19 protein-coding genes and 1 tRNA gene are annotated in these 20,400 nt (G+C 68.1%); 13 read left to right on the top strand and 7 right to left on the bottom strand.

All coding sequences use genetic code 11. The features are described 5' to 3' along the window. Window positions 1–9 precede the first annotated feature (9 nt). The 8 genes from CBM2594_RS00915 to CBM2594_RS00880 all read left to right on the top strand — a co-directional run bounded on the left by CBM2594_RS00915 (window position 10) and on the right by CBM2594_RS00880 (window position 6,889). On the top strand, window positions 10–912 hold the full coding sequence (locus CBM2594_RS00915; RefSeq protein ID WP_116355187.1) for a DUF4390 domain-containing protein: 903 nt from the start codon (window positions 10–12) through the stop codon (window positions 910–912). Then, the gene (locus tag CBM2594_RS00910; RefSeq protein WP_116355186.1) at window positions 909–3,341 is read left to right on the top strand and encodes a sensor histidine kinase; all 2,433 of its coding nucleotides are present in this window, start codon (window positions 909–911) and stop codon (window positions 3,339–3,341) included. The genes CBM2594_RS00915 and CBM2594_RS00910 overlap by 4 nt, the downstream gene beginning before the upstream one ends. 52 nt (window positions 3,342–3,393) lie before the next feature. Then, entirely contained in the window at window positions 3,394–4,104 is a 711-nt protein-coding gene (locus CBM2594_RS00905) for a response regulator (RefSeq protein ID WP_116355185.1), read from the top strand. 60 nt (window positions 4,105–4,164) lie between these two features. Further along, window positions 4,165–4,240, top strand: a tRNA-Phe gene (locus CBM2594_RS00900). A 286-nt stretch (window positions 4,241–4,526) separates the two neighbouring features. Further along, the gene (locus CBM2594_RS00895; protein ID WP_116355184.1) at window positions 4,527–4,814 is read left to right on the top strand and encodes a BrnT family toxin; all 288 of its coding nucleotides are present in this window, start codon (window positions 4,527–4,529) and stop codon (window positions 4,812–4,814) included. Next, a complete protein-coding gene (locus CBM2594_RS00890; protein WP_116355183.1) occupies window positions 4,780–5,130 on the top strand; it encodes a BrnA antitoxin family protein in 351 nt (116 codons plus the stop codon). Before CBM2594_RS00895 ends, CBM2594_RS00890 begins: the two co-directional genes overlap by 35 nt. Before the next feature lie 192 nt (window positions 5,131–5,322). Beyond that, window positions 5,323–5,814 carry a hypothetical protein gene (locus tag CBM2594_RS00885; protein WP_116355182.1) on the top strand — a complete coding sequence of 164 codons (492 nt, stop codon included), beginning with the start codon at window positions 5,323–5,325 and terminating at the stop codon, window positions 5,812–5,814. Between the two features lie 322 nt (window positions 5,815–6,136). Then, window positions 6,137–6,889, top strand: a complete 753-nt coding sequence (locus CBM2594_RS00880; protein ID WP_116355181.1) for an aquaporin — start codon at window positions 6,137–6,139, stop codon at window positions 6,887–6,889. Here the strand turns inward: CBM2594_RS00880 and CBM2594_RS00875 are convergent. Then, window positions 6,873–8,558: a carbohydrate porin gene (locus CBM2594_RS00875; protein WP_116355180.1), complete on the bottom strand. Its 1,686-nt coding sequence runs from the start codon at window positions 8,556–8,558 to the stop codon at window positions 6,873–6,875. The two genes, CBM2594_RS00880 and CBM2594_RS00875, sit on opposite strands and share 17 nt — an antisense overlap. A 498-nt stretch (window positions 8,559–9,056) precedes the next feature. Here CBM2594_RS00875 and CBM2594_RS00870 point away from each other — a divergent pair, with 498 nt between their 5' ends. The 3 genes from CBM2594_RS00870 (at window position 9,057) to dinB (ending at window position 12,390) form a co-directional block, all read left to right on the top strand. Beyond that, complete coding sequence (locus CBM2594_RS00870; RefSeq protein ID WP_116355179.1) at window positions 9,057–10,193, top strand: TRAP transporter substrate-binding protein; 1,137 nt, start codon at window positions 9,057–9,059, stop codon at window positions 10,191–10,193. 147 nt (window positions 10,194–10,340) lie between these two features. After that, on the top strand, window positions 10,341–11,246 hold the full coding sequence (gene rarD, locus CBM2594_RS00865) for an EamA family transporter RarD (protein ID WP_116355178.1): 906 nt from the start codon (window positions 10,341–10,343) through the stop codon (window positions 11,244–11,246). A gap of 64 nt (window positions 11,247–11,310) precedes the next feature. Then, the gene (gene dinB / locus CBM2594_RS00860) at window positions 11,311–12,390 is read left to right on the top strand and encodes a DNA polymerase IV (RefSeq protein ID WP_116355177.1); all 1,080 of its coding nucleotides are present in this window, start codon (window positions 11,311–11,313) and stop codon (window positions 12,388–12,390) included. Window positions 12,391–12,462: 72 nt separating this feature from the next. On the opposite strand, the gene CBM2594_RS00855 is transcribed toward dinB, so the two are convergent. Together CBM2594_RS00855 and CBM2594_RS00850 are read right to left on the bottom strand one after the other, a co-directional pair. Then, on the bottom strand, window positions 12,463–13,482 hold the full coding sequence (locus tag CBM2594_RS00855; protein WP_116355176.1) for a DUF2272 domain-containing protein: 1,020 nt from the start codon (window positions 13,480–13,482) through the stop codon (window positions 12,463–12,465). 241 nt (window positions 13,483–13,723) lie between these two features. Further along, a complete protein-coding gene (locus tag CBM2594_RS00850) occupies window positions 13,724–14,002 on the bottom strand; it encodes an HU family DNA-binding protein (RefSeq protein WP_012354324.1) in 279 nt (92 codons plus the stop codon). Window positions 14,003–15,112: 1,110 nt separating this feature from the next. Here CBM2594_RS00850 and CBM2594_RS00845 point away from each other — a divergent pair. Continuing rightward, window positions 15,113–15,628 (top strand): SET domain-containing protein, encoded by a 516-nt coding sequence (locus CBM2594_RS00845; RefSeq protein ID WP_012354323.1) that lies wholly within the window; start codon window positions 15,113–15,115, stop codon window positions 15,626–15,628. Window positions 15,629–15,661: 33 nt separating this feature from the next. Here the strand turns inward: CBM2594_RS00845 and CBM2594_RS00840 are convergent, their stop codons facing one another. The 4 genes from CBM2594_RS00840 to phhA all read right to left on the bottom strand — a co-directional run bounded on the left by CBM2594_RS00840 (window position 15,662) and on the right by phhA (window position 19,677). Beyond that, a complete protein-coding gene (locus tag CBM2594_RS00840; RefSeq protein WP_116355175.1) occupies window positions 15,662–17,359 on the bottom strand; it encodes a sensor histidine kinase in 1,698 nt (565 codons plus the stop codon). 77 nt (window positions 17,360–17,436) lie between these two features. Then, a complete protein-coding gene (locus tag CBM2594_RS00835) occupies window positions 17,437–18,141 on the bottom strand; it encodes a response regulator transcription factor (protein ID WP_012354320.1) in 705 nt (234 codons plus the stop codon). A 147-nt stretch (window positions 18,142–18,288) separates the two neighbouring features. Next, entirely contained in the window at window positions 18,289–18,588 is a 300-nt protein-coding gene (locus CBM2594_RS00830; protein WP_116355174.1) for a 4a-hydroxytetrahydrobiopterin dehydratase, read from the bottom strand. Between the two features lie 159 nt (window positions 18,589–18,747). Next, window positions 18,748–19,677 (bottom strand): phenylalanine 4-monooxygenase, encoded by a 930-nt coding sequence (phhA, locus tag CBM2594_RS00825; RefSeq protein ID WP_116355173.1) that lies wholly within the window; start codon window positions 19,675–19,677, stop codon window positions 18,748–18,750. 170 nt (window positions 19,678–19,847) lie between these two features. On the opposite strand from phhA, the gene CBM2594_RS00820 reads away from it, so the two are divergent. After that, on the top strand, window positions 19,848–20,333 hold the full coding sequence (locus CBM2594_RS00820; protein WP_116355172.1) for an Lrp/AsnC family transcriptional regulator: 486 nt from the start codon (window positions 19,848–19,850) through the stop codon (window positions 20,331–20,333). The last annotated feature ends 67 nt before the right edge of the window (window positions 20,334–20,400 follow it).

Genomic DNA, 20,400 nt, shown 5'->3' with positions numbered 1-20,400 from the left:
TCTGATCCGATGCCGAGCACGCCGCGCCTGTCAGGCTTTCGCGTTGATGTGGACCGCCGCGCCGGCACCGGCGTAGCCTCCGTGCCCGAGCCGCTCGGCCGGCTGGCGCGCTGGGCACTGGCGCTGGCGCTGGCGTTGGCTGCCACCCTGTGGCTGCCCCGCGCCGCGCAGGCGCAGGTCATCGAGGCCACCGAAGCCCGCATCGAATACCAGGACGGCGGCTTCGAGCTTGCCGCCAGCTTTGACTTCGACCTGCCGCCCGCGCTGGAAGACGCGCTGCACAAGGGCATCTCGCTCTATTTCGCGGTCGACTTCCAGCTCTCGCGCTCACGCTGGTACTGGTTCGACGACAAGCCGGTCAACACCACCCGCAGCGTGCGCCTGTCATACCAGCCGCTGACGCGCCAGTACCGCATCTCCACCGGCGGTTTGCAGCTGCCGTTCACGCGCCTGAAGAGCGCGCTGCAGTTTATCCAGCGCGTGCGCGGCTGGCGCGTGTTCGAGCGCAACGCGGTCAAGCCCGGCGAAACCTACAGCGCCGAAGTGCGCATGCGGCTGGACCTGTCGCAGTTGCCCAAGCCGTTCCAGATCAACGCCGTCAACACGCGCGACTGGAACCTGGCGTCCGACTGGCGGCGTTTCAACTACACCGTGCCGACCGACCTGAGCGCGCCGCCCGCGCCACCGCCGCAGCCCCCGCAGCCGCCGCAGCCGCCGGCCGCGCCGCCGGCCGTGCCACCGGCATTGCCTGCGTTGCCGGCTTCACCCGCCATGCCTGCCCCGGCCGCGGCCTCGGCGCCGGCTGCGGCCAATGAGCGCGGTCCGATGGAAGGGCGCGGCCTGTACCTGCAAGCCGTGTCGTACGCGTTGTCGCCGGCGATGCTGGCGCAGCCGGCTCCGGGCCAGCCATGAGCAACCCGTTGTGGGACAGCCGGTTCCGGCGCGTGCTGTACCGCGTCGTGGCCGGCGTCATCGTGTTCCTGGCACTGGTTCTGGTGGGCCTGCTCGCCGGCGCCTCGGCCAACACCGAATTCTTCGATCGCTATTTCACGCTGCTGTTCAAGGTGAACCTGGTGATCGGCGCGCTGCTGGTGCTGACCGTGGGCGCGCTCGCGGTCACGTTGTGGCTGCGCTATCGCCGCGGCAAGTTCGGCACGCGGCTGATGACCAAGCTGGCGGTGTTCTTCGGCGTGGTGGGCGTGCTGCCTGGCGTGCTGATCTACCTGGTGTCGCTGCAGTTTGTCTCGCGCAGCATCGAGTCCTGGTTCGACGTGCGCGTGGAAACCGCGCTCGAGGCCGGACTGAACCTGGGGCGCTCCACCATCGACAGCTCGCTGGCCGACCTGCAGGTCAAGGCACGCCTGATGTCCGAGCAGCTGGCCGGGGCTTCCGGCGTGGCCACCTCATTGCAGCTGAACCGGCTGCGCGAGCAGTACGGCGTGCAGGAAGCCGCCATCTTTACCGGCAGCGGCCGCGTGCTGGCGTCGGCTTCCAGCAACTATGCCTCGCTGGTGCCGGACCTGCCTTCCGGCGTGCTCGCGGAACAGGCGCGGCTGGCCGGCGGCTATGCCGCGGTGGAAGGCGGCACCGATCCGTCGAGCGACGTCGGCCAGGCGCCCGAGCGCATCGACAGCAGCCACCTGTACCGCTTGCGCGTAATCATCCCGCTGGGCGCGGCGCCCGGGCCGGCACAGGATTCGGTCAGCGCAGCCAGCGCCCCGCGCGCACTGGCCCGATCGCCGCGCTGGGCCGGTTCCGGCCTGTCGGTGGAACGCAGCCCGGAGGACTCGCCGTCGAGCGGTTTCGGCCTGGTCGGCGAGACCGTGCGCGAAGAACGCTACCTGCAGGTGCTGCACCCGGTGCCGGCCGTGCTCGCGCGCAATGCCGACGAGGTCCAGCGCGCCTACCAGGAGTACCAGGAGAAGGCGCTGGGCCGCACCGGCCTGCGCAAGATGTATATCGGCACGCTGACGCTGACGCTGTTCCTGGCGGTGTTTATCGCCGTGATGCTGGCGCTGTTGCTCGGGGGCCAGCTGGCGCGGCCGCTGCTGATGCTGCTGCAGGGGACCAAGGAAGTGGCCGAGGGCGATCTGTCGCCCAAGCGCGAGCTGAAGAGCCGCGACGAACTGGGCATGCTCACGCAGCAGTTCAACCAGATGACGCGCCAGCTGGCCGAGGCGCGGCTGGCGGTGGAAGAAAACCGCGCCGCGCTGGAGCAGTCGAAGGCCTACCTCGAAAGCGTGCTGCAGAACCTAACCGCGGGCGTGCTGGTATTCGACCGCCGCTTCGTGCTGATCACCGCCAACCCCGGCGCCGAGCGCATCTTCCGCCAGCCGTTCGGCGCGGTGATGGGCCTGCCGATGGAACAGATCCCCGGCATGGGGCCGTTCGGCGAGATCGTGCGCCAGGCCTTCTCGGACCAGAACACCAGCGAGGTGCTGGGCGGCGCCGAGCACTGGCAGAAGCAGATCGAACTGCCGCAGGGCGAGGAGCAGCCGCTGACGCTGCTGGTGCGCGGCGCGCGCCTGCCCGGCGGCGAGCGTGACGAGCCCGGCTATGTGATCGTGTTCGACGATATTTCCGATGTGATTTCCGCTCAACGCTCGGTGGCGTGGGGCGAGGTGGCACGGCGCCTGGCGCACGAGATCAAGAACCCGCTCACGCCGATCCAGCTCTCGGCCGAGCGCCTGCAGATGAAGCTCTCGCCCAAGCTCGAGGGCACCGATGCCGATGTGCTAAAGCGTGGCGCCGCCACCATCGTCAACCAGGTGGCCGCGATGAAGCGCATGGTCGATGATTTCCGCGACTACGCGCGCACGCCCCCCGCGGTGCTGCAGTCGCTGCAGCTCAACAGCCTGGTGTCCGAGGTGCTGCATCTGTATGGCATCGACGATCCGGCGGTGCACGAGCACCCGGTGATCCATCCGACGCTGGGCAGCGCGCTGCCCGAGATCAAGGGCGATCCCACGCAGCTGCGCCAGGTCATCCACAACCTGCTGCAGAACGCGCAGGACGCGGCCGCGGAGAACGTCGCGGCCGGTAGGGCCGCGCCCCATATCACTCTGCACACCGAGACTGTAGAATACAAAGATTCTGCCGGCGAGAACCGGCAGGCCGTCAAGCTCACCATTGCGGACAATGGTCCCGGTTTTGCACCACGCATCCTGAGCCGTGCGTTCGAGCCTTATGTGACCACGAAAGCCAAGGGCACGGGTCTCGGGCTCGCGATGGTAAAGAAGATCATTGACGAACACGGCGCGCGCATCGAACTGCGCAATCGCATGGAAGGTGCCGAGATCGTCGGTGCGCAGATCTCGATCCTGTTCGTTAAACTGGCATAGTCAACATTGGCGTCCGGTCCCGGAACGCTGCGGTGGGGTTAAGAGGGGAAGTATGGCAACCATCCTCGTAGTCGATGACGAAATGGGAATCCGGGAGCTGCTCTCGGAGATCCTCAGCGACGAAGGCCATGTGGTCGAACTCGCGGAAAACGCGCAACAGGCGCGCGATTACCGTGCGGCGGGCACGCCCGATCTCGTGCTGCTCGATATCTGGATGCCCGATACCGATGGCGTGACGCTGCTCAAGGAGTGGTCCGCGCAGGGACAGCTGACCATGCCCGTGATCATGATGTCGGGCCACGCCACCATCGACACCGCGGTCGAGGCTACCAAGATCGGCGCGCTCAATTTCCTGGAAAAGCCGATCGCGCTGCAAAAGCTGCTGTCCGCGGTGGAGCAGGGCCTCGCGCACGGCATCGAACGCCCGCGCAGCAGCGCCGCTGCCGCACCCGCCGCAGCCACCGCGCCCTCGGCCGAACCCGGCACCACCACCGCCGCGCCCGAAGCCACCGCCGATGCCGCCCCCAATGGCAGCCCGGCGCGCGTGCCCGAGGCCGAGATGCAGTTCTCGTTCGACATGCCGCTGCGCGAAGCGCGCGACCTGTTCGAGCGCGCCTATTTCGAGTACCACCTGCTGCGCGAACACGGCAGCATGACCCGCGTGGCAGAGAAAACCGGGCTGGAGCGTACCCACCTGTACCGCAAGCTCAAGCAGCTCGGCGTCGAACTGGGCCGCAACAAGCCGGAGCCGGCCGAACACTGAAGCAGTGCCCTAGATGACGCTTGACTGGCCCAAAAAGTCCAGTTATAGTTTCGCTTCTTTGGCCCGGTAGCTCAGTCGGTAGAGCAGAGGATTGAAAATCCTTGTGTCGGCGGTTCGATTCCGTCCCAGGCCACCAGAACACAAAAAGCCCGGCTCTTGCAGCCGGGCTTTTTGCATTGGGCGCCAGTTTTGCGTGCCGGCCATGCCTTCCCCTCCCGGGCCGCGACACATTTGCGTCCCACTCACGTCGCATTCCTCCGAACTGCTCGACACGCCTGTCCAAGGTCAAGGTTGCCTTGCGCGTGCCCGCACATCTTGACGCTCTCGTCGCCGGCAGGAAGACCTCGCCTGCCGTAGCCGGGGAATTACTGTATTGGCAAAAATCCCTTGCCCGTTCAATTTAACGTCTATACAATAAATCGATGCTGCTTGTGTTCGATCCGGTCAAGGACCTGGCCAACCAGATCAAGCATGGCGTATCGCTCGCATTGGCCGAAGCGTTCGAGATGGAAGGGGCGCTGATCCGGGACGATCTGCGGTTTGCATATGGTGAAGGGCGGGTGATCGCTACCGGGCCGATCGGCAACCGTGTGTTTGTGATGGTCTACACGATGCGAGGCGAGACGATGCGCGTCATCAGCCTGCGCAAAGCCAACCGCCGCGAGGTATTGAAGTATGTCTACGAAACGCAAGGTTCATATCCCGACTGACGCCGAAGACAAGGCACTGACGCGCGCAGCGCAGGCCGATCGCGACAACCCGCCGCTGACCGATGCCGAGCTCGCGCGCATGCGGCCGGCGCGCGAAGTACTGCCCCGGCTGGTCGGCGACAAGGCGGCGCAGGCGCTGTTGCGGCCGCGCGGCCGCCCTGCATTGCCGGAGGGCCAGCGCAAGGTCACGCTGAACATGCGTTGCGATCGCGATGTGGTCGAAGCCTTCAAGGCCACCGGTGATGGCTGGCAGACGCGCATCAACGATGTGCTGCGCGCCTATGCCAAGTCTCATCGCATGCTGCCCAGCCGCTGACGGCACGCGACCGTCGTGTTGCACGGCGCGCAACACCCAATCCAGAAGTAAAAATCTTCTACTTGGCAGCCGATCCATGTCTCTCTACGATGCCCTGACGCACCGCCGCCAGGCGGCGCGGGCCAGGCCGGCCAAGCCGCTCCGATAATGCAGATACCCGGCCCGGGCCGATACTTCTTACCGGGGGGTTGGATGGACACATTGATCGGGACGGACAAGCGCTGGCCACCGCAGGGCGCGGCCAGCGAGCGCGGCTTGTGGAAGAGCACCATGGCCGCGGCCAGCCAGGCGCTGGGCGCAGCAGGGCGGATGCAGCAGGCGGTGTCGCAGACCCTGAAGCTGCAGAACAAGATCCGCGCGCTGCGCGACGAGCTGCACCAGATGGAAGCCGAGCGCGACGTCTACCGCGAGCTGCACGCGCGCACGGTGGAAGAACTGCACCAGGCCATCGACCGCAGCCCGGCCGAGATCAAGCGCCTGCGCGCCGAAACCGAAGCCATGCAGGTGCGCCATCGCGCCTACAAGCTGCTGGTGCAGCACTACATGCGCATGGGCACCCCGATCGATCCCGCCGTATTTGCCGAGCAGCGCAGCCGCGTGCAGCAGCACATCCTGTTCCAGCGCCGCAAGGGTATCCCGGTGGCGAATATCGTGGTCGAGGATATTGCGTTCCTGTTGCGCTGAAGGGCGCTGAATGGCGCTGAAGGGCGCTGCATTGCCCGCAACGGCGCGATTCGAAACCCGGCGTCAGCACACAACAACGCCCGCGCGCATTGACGCGCCGGGGCCGCGGCGGAACACTGTCGCGACCGCGCGCAGCCGCTGCGCCGCGGCGTTGCCACGCTCGTGGCAACGACCTGCCACCGTTCGAGGCGTCGTCTCAGGCGACGTTGTCCATCTTGTTGCTGCACGCTTTCCCCATCGTTTCCGCCGCACTCCCTGGCACTGGTCCACGGGCATGCCTTGCCGCCCATGCTTCGCGCCGCTGCGCCGGCGCAGCGCAGCGATGAGTACGCTGGCGCGCCGCCTGGTGGCGGAAGGGCTCGGCACCGCGCTGCTGGTGGCAATCGTGGTTGGCTCCGGCATTCGTGCCGAGCGCCTCGCCGCCGGCGATACCGCGCTCGCGCTGCTGGCGAATGCGCTCGCCACCGGCGCCGGGCTGGTGGCCTTGCTGGTGTCGCTGGGGCCGGTCTCGGGCGGGCATTTCAATCCGGTGGTGAGCCTGTCGGCGCTGGTGCAGGGCACGCTGGCGCCGCGCGATGCGCTGCGCTATGTGCTGGTGCAGCTGGCGGGCGGCGTCTGCGGCGTGCTGGCGGCGCATGCCATGTTCGGCGAGCCGGCCCTGGCGTGGTCGGCGCAGAGCCGCACCGGCGCGTCGATGTGGTGGAGCGAGTTCGTCGCCACCTTCGGCCTGGTCGGCGTGGGCATCGGCACACTGCGCAGCCGGCCGCAACTGGTGCCGTTCGTGGTGGCGGGCTACATCACCGCGGGGTACTGGTTCACGTCGTCGACGTCGTTCGCCAATCCCGCGCTGACCGTGGCCTGCGCGCTGACCGATACCTTCACCGGGATCCGGCCGCAGGACGTGCCGGGCTTCGTGCTGGCACAGATCGGCGGCGGGCTGGCGGCCACGCTGGTGTTCCACTGGCTGTTTCGCAAACCCGCCGCCGTGGCACTTGCGCCGGCCAGTCCCCTGACCGGCGCAACTTCCGGCGCAACTTCCGCCGCAACTACCGCTGCAACTACCAGCGCCGATTGAGCTGCACGCCGAAGATCGACCCGCTCGGCTGCGAGGCCCAGGCGTCGGCCGGCGCGGTGTAGCCGATGCCGTCGACATCGCTGGCACGGCTGTAGGTGTAGAAGGCGCGCAGGTTGGCATTGCCGGCGGACTTGCCCAGCGTCAGCGTAGGCGCCACGGTCAGCGCGGTGCGCTGGCCGCTGACGCCGAAGCCGGACGAGATCTGGTCGTGCGACACCTCGAAGTTCAGCCGGAACTGGCTGCTGGCGACGTACGCCGGACGCAGGCGCGTGGTGGTCCACTGCAGCGTGCCGACCGGCGAACGGTCGAACTGCAGGCTTTGCTCCACCGCGCCGCTCAGCCCCCAGCGGCTCTTCCATTCGATCGAGTCGGCCACGCGCGTGCGCGACAGCGACGGTCCCATGCCGGTATAGCCGGTCATGGCGTTGCGCGATCCCGAACCGAACTGCACCCCCAGCCGGTTGGTGCCGAACAGCACGCCTTTCTGCTCGTGCAGCGCCGAAGCCCACCACGCCCCGCCCGGGTCCTCCACCAGCGGCTGGGCTTCCACGCGCGTGAAGCCAAGCTGGACCGAACCCTGTTCATTGGTGGGGATCGGTGCGGTGCGCAGCGAGTGGTAGCTGGGCAGGTTCTGGCCGTTCTGGTCGGCGCGCGCGGTGTACTGGTAGTTCAGGCCGATATCGCCGATCACCCTGGCGTTGTCCACGCCAAAGCGCATCGCCGTGGAATTCGGCGGCAGCAGGCCGGAGGACATCAGGAATGGCGCGTTGTCGCGCCGGCCGGCCCACATGGTGGCGCCGTCGAGCACCGCCAGGCCGCTGACGGCGGTATAGAACTGCGGCACCAGGGCATAGGGGTCGATCGCCGCCGGGCGGCCATTGACGGTGGTGGCGTCCGTGCCGCGCGCCTGCGCGATCAGCATCACCTGCGCGCCGCCGTCGAGGTCCAGCACCGACTCGCGGATCTTGACCTCGCCCGTGCTGCGGCAGGCCAGCCCGCTGCCGATGCCGGTGGACAGCGCCCCGCCCGGGCAGGCACGCATGGTGGACGGGCGATCCTCGACCGCGGCGCGGCCGCTGTAGCTCAGGCGCCACACGGAGTCGACCGCCGGATCATCGGCGGGCAACTGGGAATGCAGGACCGGCGGTGCGTCCGACGGGGTGCCGGCATCCGCGGCGGCGCCCTGGGCCGGGGCGGCGGGTGCCTCGGCCTGGAACTCGCCCAGCCTGGGCGGGAACAGCACCAGCGGCGGCGGCGGCGGGGCCGGTGGTTCGGGCGGACCGACGAAGTCAGGGTCGGCCGGCGGCTGGGTTGCGGCGACGCTGGTGTCCGCTGGCGCGGGTACGGTGACGCTTGCGGCGGGCGCCGCATCGCCGGCGATCAGCGCGGCGAGCGGGTCATCGGCGGGGGCCGGCGGCGGCGATGCCGTTTCAACATTCGCCGCCACCGCCGGCAGGGATGGCGCCACCACGGCCGCAGTGACCGTTGCCGGCACCGGCGGCCGCAGCGCGATGCGCGGCGGCTGCAAGGCGTTGGCCGGGTCCGCAGCGCCCGCCGCCGGATCCCCGGTCTGCGCGCACGCCGCCAGCCCCCAGGCGGCCAGCACGGCGAAGCCGAGGCGGCGCAGCGGCACGCGGCGGCCTGCGCAAGCGCGGGAGCCGGGCGGCATCACGGGGAATCGACGAGAGCAGGCAGGCAATTGGTACGGCAAAGGGGTACGCAAAGGGGTACGGCAGCGGGTACGGCAATCCAGCGGCAACAGCCATATCCGGCAGGCAGGGCTGCGGAGCGGGACTGTTTTTTATCAGCCGGAACCATTTGACCGCAAGCCGGGTTACAAAATCCATCACACCGTGCGGCGTCTCACATTGCGAAAAACAGCCGAAATGACGCAATCGACTAGCGAAAACCCGCACTTGCGCGGGGCCCCGTGCCGAAAGGGCCACCGCTATAATCGGCTGGCTTGTCTTTCGGGTAAGACAGCCCTCGGCCGTGCGCGCGGTTGCAGCGCCGGCCCTGCAGGGCACGCCGCCGTGCCCGTTCGCCACAGGCACAGCGCTGCGCAGGCCGCCGTACCCCGGTGGCCGGTGCGTCACGGTCCGGCGCGCGGCCTCATGCAAGGCGTGCGCCCGCATCCGAATCAATATCTATAAGAGGAGAAGTGGAGATGGAACGTCGTTCCTTTCTGTTGAAAGCGTCGGCCGTGGCTGCCACCGGGGCACTGGCCGCGTGCGGCAAGGGTGAAGAGAAGGCAGCGCCTGCCGCCGCCAGCGGCCCGGCAGCGCCGGCCGTGGTGGGCAGCAATCCCGCCGTGGAATGGCGCCTGGCCTCGAGCTTCCCCAAGTCGCTCGACACCATCTTCGGCGGCGCCGAGACGCTGTCGGCCCGCGTGCGCGAACTGACCGACGGCAAGTTCAATATCAAGGTCTTCGCCGCCGGTGAAATCGTGCCGGGCCTGCAGGTGCTGGACGCGGTGCAGAACAACACCGTGCAGATCGGCCACACCGCCGGCTACTACTACTTCGGCAAGAACCCGACGCTGTGCTTCGACACCACCGTGCCGTTCGGCCTGACCGCGCGCCAGCAGAACGCCTGGATGCTGCAGGGCAACGGCATGAAGCTGATGCGCGAGTTCTTCAAGGAATACAACGTCGTCAACTTCCTGGGCGGCAACACCAATGCGCAGATGGGCGGCTGGTTCCGCAAGGAAATCAAGACCGTGGCCGACCTGCAGGGCCTGAAGTACCGCATCGCCGGGTTTGCCGGCGTGGTGCTGTCGCGCCTGGGCGTGGTGCCGCAGCAGATTGCCGGCGGCGACATCTACCCCGCGCTGGAAAAAGGCACCATCGACGCGGCCGAGTGGGTGGGCCCGTACGATGACGAGAAGCTCGGCTTCTACAAGGTGGCCCCGTTCTACTACTACCCGGGCTGGTGGGAAGGCAGCGCGCAGCTGTCGTTCTACGCCTCGGCCAGCGAGTTCGAGAAGCTGCCGGCGCTGTACAAGCGCGCACTGGAAACCGCCACCATCGAGGCGCACACCAACATGATGGCCAAGTACGACACGGTCAACCCGCAGGCGCTGGCGCGACTGCTGGAAAACGGCGTCAAGCTGCGTCCGTTCTCCAAGGAGATCATGGAGGCGTGCTTCAAGGCGACCCAGGAGTCCTACGCCGACGAAACCGCGAAGAACCCGTCGTTCAAGAAGATCTACGACGACTGGCGCGTGTTCCGCAACAACCAGGCGGCCTGGTTCAACGTGGCCGAGCAGGGCTACGCCCAGTTCAGCTTCGCGCGCAAGCTGTAAGCCGCGTGGCGCCCGGGCAACCGGGTCCGCTGCAAACCCCATGGTCCTCCGGGAGCATGGGGTTTTTTGTTTCGCGGCCGCTCGCGGCGCGCGCCGGCGGGGATGGCGCGGCCCCGGTAGAATCGCCGGCATCTACCGGAAAACCCTATGCAACTCGGCATTCTCTACGCCCTGCTGGCGTACATCATCTGGGGGCTGCTCCCGCTCTACATCAAGTCGCTCCCCGGCATCGCGCCGGTGGAGATCCTGCTGCACCGGATGGTGTGGTCGCTGGTCTTCCTGGGGCTGATCCTGGCCTGGCGCCGCCAGTGGGCGTGGCTCGCCCAGGTGGCGCGGGACCGGCGCCTGTTGCTGTCGTTTGCCGCCAGCGCGGCGCTGCTGTGCGCGAACTGGTTCCTCTATATCTGGGCGGTGTCGGCCAACCGCGTGGTCGATGCCAGCCTGGGTTATTTCATCAACCCGCTGTTCAGCGTGCTGCTGGGCGTGGTGTTCCTGCATGAGCGCCTGCGCCGGGTGCAATGGCTGTCGATCGCGGTGGCCGCTGCGGGCGTGGCCTGGCTGACGGTGGCGGCGGGGCAGCTGCCGTGGATTGCGCTGGGCCTGGCCGCCAGCTTTGGCGGCTACGGGCTGCTGCGCAAGACCGGTGCGCTGGGCGCGCTGGAAGGGCTGTCGCTGGAAACGCTGCTGCTGTTCCCGCTGGCCGCCGCGGCGCTGGCCTGGCTGTTCGCCACCGGCCAGGACAGCTTCACCCACGCAGCGCCGGGTACGCAGTGGCTGCTGCTGCTGGCCGGGCCGGTGACGGCGGTGCCGCTGCTGTTCTTTGCCGCCGGCGCGCGGCGCATCCCGCTGTCGCTGCTGGGCCTGCTGCAGTACACCGGCCCTACGCTGCAGCTGCTGCTGGGCGTATGGCTGTGGCACGAGCCGTTTCCGGCGCAGAAGCAGGTGGGCTATGCGCTGATCTGGCTGTCGCTGGCCTTGTATGCGGCCGAAGGGTTGTGGATGAGTACGCGGCAGAAGCCGCCAGGCATCCAGGCTATCAATGAGACGAGCTGAAAATCCGTATCGATCATTCATCAAACGGATAAAAACCGCCTAGCCGACCCCAAAGCCCGGCCCCATGTCCGCCCCGCCTGACGCCAGCCCCGCGGTCCAGCGCAAGATCATCCATTGCGACTGCGACTGCTTCTACGCCTCGGTCGAAATGCGCGACGACCCGTCGCTGCGCGGCCGGCCGATGGCCGTGGGCGGCTCGCCTGACCGGCGCGGGGTGATCGCGACCTGCAATTACGAGGCGCGCGCCTACGGCGTGCGCTCGGCGATGGCGTCGGCGCAGGCGCTCAGGCGCTGCCCCGAGCTGCTGATCGTGCCGCCCGCGATGGACAAGTACCGTGAGGTCTCGCGCCGCATCTTCGCGATCTACCGCGAATACACCGCGCTGGTCGAGCCGCTGTCGCTGGACGAGGCCTACCTCGACGTCAGCCTGTGCACGCGCCATGCCGGCAGCGCCACCCGCATCGCCGAAGAGATCCGCCAGCGCGTGCGCGAAGAAGTCGGGGTCACGGTGTCGGCGGGCGTCGGTCCCAGCAAGTTCGTCGCCAAGATCGCCAGCGACTGGAACAAGCCCGACGGCCTGTTCGTGGTCAGGCCGGCGGCGGTCGACGCCTTTGTCGCCGCGCTGCCGGTGGAGCGCATCCATGGCGTGGGCAAGGTCACCGCGGCCAGGCTGCGCCGGCTGGGCGCCGAGACCTGCGGCGACCTGCGGCCATGGTCGCCGGACCGCCTGCACCGCGAGTTCGGCGTGTTCGGGGCGCGGCTGTACAAGCTGTGCCGCGGCGTCGACGAGCGCGCGGTCACGCCCGAGCGCGAGCGCAAGTCGATCAGCGTCGAAGAGACCTACGCCGACGACCTGCCCGACCTGCAGGCCTGCCTGGCGGAACTAGAACCGCTGGTGGCGATGCTCGAGGCGCGCATCGCCCGCGCCCAGGCACACGACACCATCGACAAGCTGACGGTAAAGCTGCGTTTCTCGGACTTCCGGCAGACCACGGTGGAATGCCGCGGCTACGCCCCGGATCGAACCGTCTATGCGCGGCTGCTGGCCGAAGGCCATGCGCGCCGCGGTTTGCCGGTGCGCCTGCTGGGGGTGGGGGTGGGTACTAGCGACCGGGATACCGCACAGCTGGAGCTGTTCGATTGAGGCGGGCTATTTACGCGAATTATCAGGCGGATCAAAAATCACGATTACTGATAAATCGCATTGATAGATCGCCTACTGCAGCTCGTTGCGCATCACCAGCAGCCAGGGCATGTGCGAGTTGGTGACGCCGTCGAGCCGGCCCGAATCCCCCAGCTCGATCTCCTCCATCGACACCGATTGCTGCACGTTGCCGCCGATGGCACGCACCACGCGCGCGGCCGGATCCACCGCGACCACGATGTCGCAATGCATCGGCGTGGTGCCGAAACCGATCTCGGCGATGTCCTCGAGATAGCGGTCACGCCCGCGGCCGGCGCAGATGATGTCGCCCGGGCGGGGCATCGCCGGCACCGGCTCGATGCGGAAGGCGGGGCGCGGCAGGATGCCGTCGCGGGCGTCGACCACGTACATCGAATGCGACTGGCCGGTCAGGAACTGGCGCTCGTCCAGGCCCGCCTTGCGCAGCACCCATGACACAAAGACCGCCGACCACGCCCAGGCGCCTTGCGTGACCTGGCTGCAGCCGGGCGCTTCGCCGACGATGCCCCAGTAGCGGCGCGCCAGCGTGCAGCCCAGCGGCGTGGCTTCCATGCCGGTGCCGTCCGGGAAAGACAGGCAGCTCGGGGCGGGCGGCGGGTTGCCGTTGGTCTTGGATTCGGTATCGGTGGTGGCCACGGCGGGCGCGGCGGTGTCGGCAGGCGACGCCGGCAGCTCGGACGGCAATTCCGGCGCCGGCACCGGGCTGTAGGTCACGCAAGAGGTGTCGTCGCGGCCCAGCCGCACCACCTGGCTGCCCCAGCGGACCCATTCCTGCGTGGCGATCTCGACGATGCGCTCGCGCGGCGTGGCGCCCGGGCGCGTCACCGGCCGCTCGCTGTCAGGCAGCGCCTGCGCCTGTGGCCGGGCCGGCTCGATGACCGTGGTGCAGGCGCTCAGCAGCGCCAGGAGCGCGGCCGCGCAGGCGGCGCGCAGTGTGTGGCACAGCGGGGGGCACAGCGGGGCGCGCGGCTGTGGAGAACGCTGTGGAATCCGCTGTGGAAAGCGTTGTGCATAACGCTGTGGAGATCTGCGGCGCTGCGGACGGGCAAACATGTTGGCCCCACATGGCACGGCGCCCGGCTTGGCGAGTACTGGCCAAGGCTGGACGCCTGTTGGAAGACTTGGCGCGCCATCGCCCAGGTGCGCGGCGGGCGATGCGGCGGATGCTGCAGGATATTCAGTTCACGACTGTGGATAACGTCCCCCGCCTGGCGCACGCCTGCGCCCTCGGGCACCGGGGCGGCGGCATGGCGGGGTCAGGCAATGCCGGGCTCTGCAGTGCAGCCCGTCAGGATCACTGGTTGACAGCGTCCTTGAACTTCTGGCCAGCCTTGAACTTCACGGTCTTGGCGGCTTCGACCTTGATTTCTTCACCGGTACGCGGGTTGCGCGCCATGCGCTCGCCACGCTCGCCCTTGCTGAACGTGCCAAAGCCGATGAGGCTCAGCGTGTCGCCCTTGGCCACTGCGTCCATGATGGCCGACAGGGTCACGTTCAGTGCCTGTTCCGCCTTGGCCTTGGTCAGACCGTCCACCCCGGCTGCGATAGCGTCGATCAGTTCGGTTTTCGTCATGCTTCACTCCGTATCGAGTTGATAAAACACAGGCGTCCCGTCCCGGGCGGCCAGGCTGGCACCGCTCCGGCAAAGACGCCGCGGGCCACATGATACCGTGTCGGACAAGGCGCACCGGGAACAGATTGTTACCTGGCAGTTTCCGCGAGGCCGCGCCAGCGCGGGGCTGGCGGCAAATCGACGCAGCCGGGCGCGGGCAGTCCAGAGCGAAATGCCGGCGTAAACGGCAAATGGCAGCGCTACGGCGGGCAGGATGGCTGTGCTCTGGCCGGCACCGTATACCCTCGCCACGGGCCACCACAGGGCCGCTGGCGGCGTCACAAGGCGTTCATGGGGGCTGGCAGGGGTTCCAGCGCCAAATCGACTGGTGGCGGCTCTACGGGTTGCCAGATCTTGATCTGCACTATGGTGCATGTTTCAAGCAGCGGTGCGCAGGGCACGGCTCCGGAGTATTCGGCACGTGCATGGAATCCTGTCGCCGCATTTGGCAGCTGGCGCGTATACGCGTGCGCCGCCAGCCTCTCCCCCGGTATACCTCGCCGGTATACGTCCAGCCCGAACGGGCAAATCAGAAAGTCTCTCGCAAACCTGCCGTTTACGCCTTTCGACTTTCGGACGAGGCCCCGGGCCGGGGCTCGTTCTTTCGGTTTACCTTTTTCTTTCATGTATACAAATAGTAGTAGTAGGTAAACACCCGCGCCGGCTGTGGAAAACCACGTAAACGTCTTTGCCTTCAAGGGTTTACGTAAACGAGAAGTGGTCGCATCGAATGTTGGCCGAGGTGGATGACTCCGCCCGAAGGATGAGGCCGGCGCCCGAGCCCTCCGACTTATGCCCGAGGCATCCCCATGCCAGCCCCAGGCAGCCCACACCCAATCCGCGTGCTTGTCCACAGGTCGGGGCGGGGTTATCCACATAGGTGAAGTAAACGAGGCGAGCCGTATACCGGGGTGGCGTATACGCCGTTCGGGCGACAGCGGGGCGGCTGACGGCCACGCCGGAAAGTGTTGCCACGTATACGTGTCGCGGCCGCCCCGGTATCATCCCCGATCGCGCCGGGCGGCCGGCCCCGGCCACCCAGGCACAACAGGCGAGAGCACGGACAGGCAAATGGCGGACAAGGCAAAGCGCAAGGCAGCGGGCGAGGGCAGCAAGAAAACGGCGAGCGACCGGATCGAGGTGCGCCAGTCAGGCGTGCACGGCAAGGGCGTCTATGCCATTGCCCCGATTGCCGAGGGCGAGCGCGTGATCGAGTACAAGGGCGAGCACATTTCGTGGAAGAAGGCGCTGGAGCGCCATCCGCACGATCCCAGCGATCCCAACCACACCTTCTACTTCAGCCTGGACGACGGCAGCGTCATCGACGCCAAGTACGGCGGCAACCGCGCGCGCTGGATCAACCACGCCTGCGAGCCCAACTGCGAGGCGCGCGAAAAGAAGGGCCGCGTCTTTATCCACGCGCTGCGCGACATTGCCCAGGGCGAGGAGCTGTTCTATGACTACGGCCTGGTGATCGACGCGCGCTATACCGCCAAGCTGAAGAAGGAATTCGAGTGCCGCTGCGGCAGCCCGCAATGCCGCGGCACCATGCTGGCGCCGAAGGAAAAGAAGAAAAAGGCGAAGTAAGGCCGACCGGTCCGCCGCCCGCGCGATGCGGGCTCAGGCCACCGACCCTGCGGGCTCGCAGGGAATCCGGATCACGAAGCGCATCACCGGACGCCGCTGCGCCGTGCCGTCCGTGACGGGTGCTGGTGCCGCCGCGCCAGGACCGGGCGGCACGTCCTCGATGCGGATGGTGCCGTGGTGCAGGGTCACGATTTCATGCACGATGGCCAGCCCCAGGCCGGCGCCGCCCGCCTGGTCGGCGCGGCCGCCGCCCGGCTCAGGGGAACGGTCGCCGCGGAAAAAGCGCTTGAACACTTCCTCGCGCCGCTGCGGCGCGATGCCGGGGCCGTTGTCTTCCACCATCACCACCGCCATGCCGCGGTGGCCCATGGCCTCGCCGCCGGCGCGCACCGTGATGCGCCCGCCCGCGGGCACGTACTTCACCGCATTGTCGATCAGGTTGGACAGCGCTTCGCGCATCAGCAGCCGGTTGCCGCGCACCACGGCCGGCGCGCTGCCGGTGAAAGTGGGGCCGGGCAGGATCTCGAAGCCCAGGTCGATGCGGCGCGCCAGCGCCTGCGGCACCCACTCGGCGCCGGTTTCAAAGGCCAGTTCGGCCAGGTCGAAGTGTTCCACCGGCCCGAGCCGTTCCAGCGACAAGCCGGGCTCCGCCCGTGCCAGCGACAGCAGCTGGTTGGACAGCCGCACCGCGCGGTCGGCCGCGGTCTGGACCTCGCGCAGCGCGTGGCGGGCCACTTCCAGCGAATCGGCGCTTTGCGCGCGGTCGGCATGCAGCTTGACCGCGGTCAGCGGCGTGCGCAGCTGGTGCGCGGCATCGGCGATGAACTTGCGCTGCGCATCGAGCGCGTCGCGCAGCCGCGCCAGCAGCGCATTCAGGCCGCGGATCAGCGGCGCCACTTCGGCCGGGACCTGGGTTTCATCGAGCGCGGCCAGCGAGCGCGCGGTCTGCCGGTTGAGCTTGTCGGCCAGGATCTGCAGCGGCACCAGCTCTTCCTTGAGCACGTGCGACAGGATCAGGCTGCCGACCAGCAGCAGCAGGATCAGCGGCACCGACACTGACAGCAGGATCTCGTTGGCGGCGGTCTCGCGCCGGTCCAGCAGTTCCGCCACTTCCACCACGATGGGCCCGCGCGCGGGCTTGCCGGCCTCGCTGGTGCCAAGCTCGTCGACCGCGGCGCTGGGCAGCATCACCGGCAGCCGCACCGCGCGCACCTGGCGGCCGCTGAACCACGCGTAGAACAGGCGCGCGTCGTGCAGCGTGGTCTGGCCGGTGCCGTAGCCCAGCCAGGTATCCATGCCGCCGATCAGCCCGTCGGGGCCGTGGATGCGCCAGTAGATGCGGTCGGTGCCCTCGGCCTCGACCAGCGTCTGCGCGATCATCGGGATGTCCTGCTCCAGCCGCGGGCCGGCGATGCGGATCTGCTGGGCGATGTTGTTGGCGACCCCGTACAGCGCGCGGTCGAACACCTGCGTGGTGTAGTGCGCCGCCAGCCAGTACGACAGCGAGCCGCTGGTCAGCACCAGCGCGAACAGCGGCGTGGCCAGGGCGCGCAGCAGGTGCACGCGCAGGCTGATGTTGGAGCCGGGACGGGAGGCCTGGCGCGCTGCGGCTGGTGCAGCGGTGGGGTCCGCGGGATCAGCCGGGCTAGCAGGCGGCGGCACGTTCCGCGTGGCGATGCGGGAGGCGGTGCGCCAGGAAACCCGGGAAGAGGTGCGCGAGCGGGGCCACATTGCCGGCTAGGCCGAAGGACGGGGCCGCATGGCGGTTAGCCGGGGCGGCCAGGGTGACCGGTGCGGCCGGTGCGGTTTCATTGTCCGGCGCGGATCTGCAGCAGGTAGCCGAAGCCGCGCACGGTGACGATCTCGACGTCGCTGTCCTCGAGCTTCTTGCGCACGCGGTGCACGTAGACCTCGATCGCGGTGTCGCCGACGGTATCGCCGCCCTCGCCGGCGGGGTGGGCAAAGGTGGCCAGGTGGTCCTGCAGCTGGGCCTTGCTGACCACGCGGCCCTGGCGCTGCAGCAGCAGTTCCAGCACCGCGAACTCGCGCGGCGACAGCTCCAGCGGGCGGGCGTCGATAAACATGCGGCGGTCGTTGCCGGACAGCCGCAGCCGGCCCAGGCGCACGTCGCGCTCGGGCGCGGCCTCGCCATGCTGGCTGCGGCGCAGCAGCACGCGCACGCGCGCTTCCAGCTCGGGCAGGGCGAAGGGTTTGATCAGGTAGTCGTCGGCGCCGGCGTTCAGGCCCGAGAGCTTGTCTTCCAGCTCGTCGCGCGCGGTCAGGATGATGACCGGGGTGGTGCGGTTGCGGGCGCGGTAGCGCGCCAGCAGCGTCATGCCGTCGATGCCGGGCAGGCCCAGGTCGAGGATGACCAGGTCGTGCTGCTCGCGCAGCAGATGTTCGGTGGCATAGACGCCGTCGTGGACGACGCGCACCTGGTGGCCGGCGCGGGACAGGCCGGCTTCGACGCCGCTGGCAATCTGGCGGTCGTCCTCGATCAGCAGGATACGCATGGCGGCAGCTCGGAAGGGACGTTGGGCATGGCTTGCAGGGAAAGGCCGCACGGCGCACACGGCGGTGCGGGCCTGCCGCAGATTGTACTAGGCGCCGCCCCCTGCTTCCTTACGGTTAGCCTACAGCCGCCGCCGCGGCCTGCCGGGTCAGTTCGTCACCGCGTCGGCGGCGCGCTCGATGAAGTGGGCCAGGTCGATGTCGCGCTGGGTCAGGCCGTTGGCATCGTGGGTGGACAGCGTGATGTCGACCCGGTTGTAGACGTTGAACCATTCCGGGTGGTGGTCGGCCTTCTCGGCCTGGATCGCCACGCGCGTCATGAAACCGAAGGCGGCGTTGAAGTCGTGGAAGGTAAAGCGCTTGAAGATCGCGTCGCGGTCCGGGACGGTGGTCCAGCCGGGCAGTTCGGCGAGCAGCGTGGCACGGGCTTGCGGGGAAAGTGGAGTCATGGGGGCTCGATCTGGTCGTAACGAAAACGAAGGCCGCAATGCAATGCGGACAGCCGGCCCGCCCGCGCCGTGGCGGCGGGCATGCCGGCATTGTTTCACAAAGCGGGAAATGGGACAGGGATGGGGCAGGCCGCGCCGGGTTTGCCGGCGCGGGCCGGATCAGATGTCTTCGGTATCGGCCCAGCCTTCGCGGGTGCCGACGTTGATCACCTGGTCGCCCTCGGCGATATCGCCCGCGCCCAGCGTCGGTTGCGCGCGCAGCGCTTCGTACAGCGGCGCGAAATCCGGGCGGGTGGCGTCGAACAATTGCTCGAAGCTGTCGATCACGAAGTAGGTCTTCTGGAAGGTGTCGATGCGGTAGCGCGTGCGCATGATGCGGCGCACATCGAAGCCGATCCGGTTGGGGCTGGCCGAGTCCAGGCTGTAGATCGACTCGCCCTGGCTCGAGACGATGCCCGCGCCATAGATGCGCAGCCCTTGCGGGGTGCGGATCAGGCCGAATTCGACGGTGTACCAGTACAGCCGCGACAGCATCTCCAGCGCGCCCAGGCCCGCCGCCTTCAGGCCGCCCTTGCCGTAGGCTTCCATGTAGTCGGCGAAGACCGGGTTGATCAGCAGCGGCACATGGCCGAACACGTCGTGGAAGCAGTCCGGTTCCTGCAGGTAATCCAGCTGCTCGGGCTTGCGCATCCACCAGCTGGCCGGGAAGCGGCGGTTGGCCAGGTGCTCGAAGAACACCTCGTCCGGGACCAGCCCGGGCACGGCCACGACCTGCCAGCCGGTGGCGCGCATCAGGGTTTCGTTGAGCTGGTCGAAGTCCGGCACCCGGTCCTTTTCCATGCCCAGCGTGGCCAGGCCCTGCAGGAATTCGTCGCTGACGCGGCCGCGCAGCATCTCGGCCTGGCGCTCGTACAGCTTGCGCCAGATCGCGTGGTCGGTGCTGGTGTAGCGGTGCACCGGCTGGGCAATGGTGAAGTCCGGGCGCAGTTCCTGGCCGGACAGCAGGCCGGCGTCGAACTGTTCCTTGAGCTTGTCGGTCAGGGTGCCCTGGAAGGCGCCGGGGGTTTCGGTGGCCATGGCGATGGACATGGGTTTGCGTCTCCTTGGAATGCGGGCTGGCCGCGTCGGCGCCAGCATGGATGCGGATTTACTGCGTAGTTTAGGCGCGGGAAGGCGCAATCTGGCCGCATAGTCCGCTTGATTTCGCCGGATCATGCATATAATGCGCATTGATTCAATAAGAAATGCGGGATTCGTGTATGGCTGCCCAGAGTATTTCGCTCGACGCCTATGACCTCGCCCTGCTGAGCGCGCTGCAGGCCGACGGGCGCATCACGCACCAGCAGCTGGCCGAGCGCGTGCACCTGTCGCCCAGCCAGGTCGGGCGCCGGCTGGCGCGGCTGGAGGCCGACGGCGTCATCACCGGCTATCGTGTCAGCCTGTCGTCGCAGGCGCTGGGGCTGGGCGTGGTGGTGTTCGTCAGCGTCAAGCTGGCGCACCACGGCGACACCATCATCGAGCGCTTCCGCGAAGAGATCCTGCTGCTGGAAGAAGTGCAGGAGTGCTATTCCGTCGCCGGCGAGGCCGACTACCTGATCCGCGTGGTGGTGCCGGACCTGCCCACGCTGGCCGAATTCACCATGAAGCGGCTGATGCGCGTGCCTGGCGTGGAGAGCGTGCGTTCGAATATCGTGCTGACGGCGATCAAGTGCGAGGGGCCGCTGCCGCTGTCGCACCTGCGCTGAAACGGTTCCCGCAGCGCGTGGCGGCAGCGTGCCGGTCTTGCACTCCTGTGGCGTGCGTGTCACCCTC

It is taken from the genome of Cupriavidus taiwanensis (assembly GCF_900249755.1).
Taxonomy (GTDB): Bacteria; Pseudomonadota; Gammaproteobacteria; order Burkholderiales; family Burkholderiaceae; genus Cupriavidus; species Cupriavidus taiwanensis_D.
Note: the sequence above shows the minus strand (reverse complement) of the source record. Positions and strands in the feature narration are given on the sequence as shown.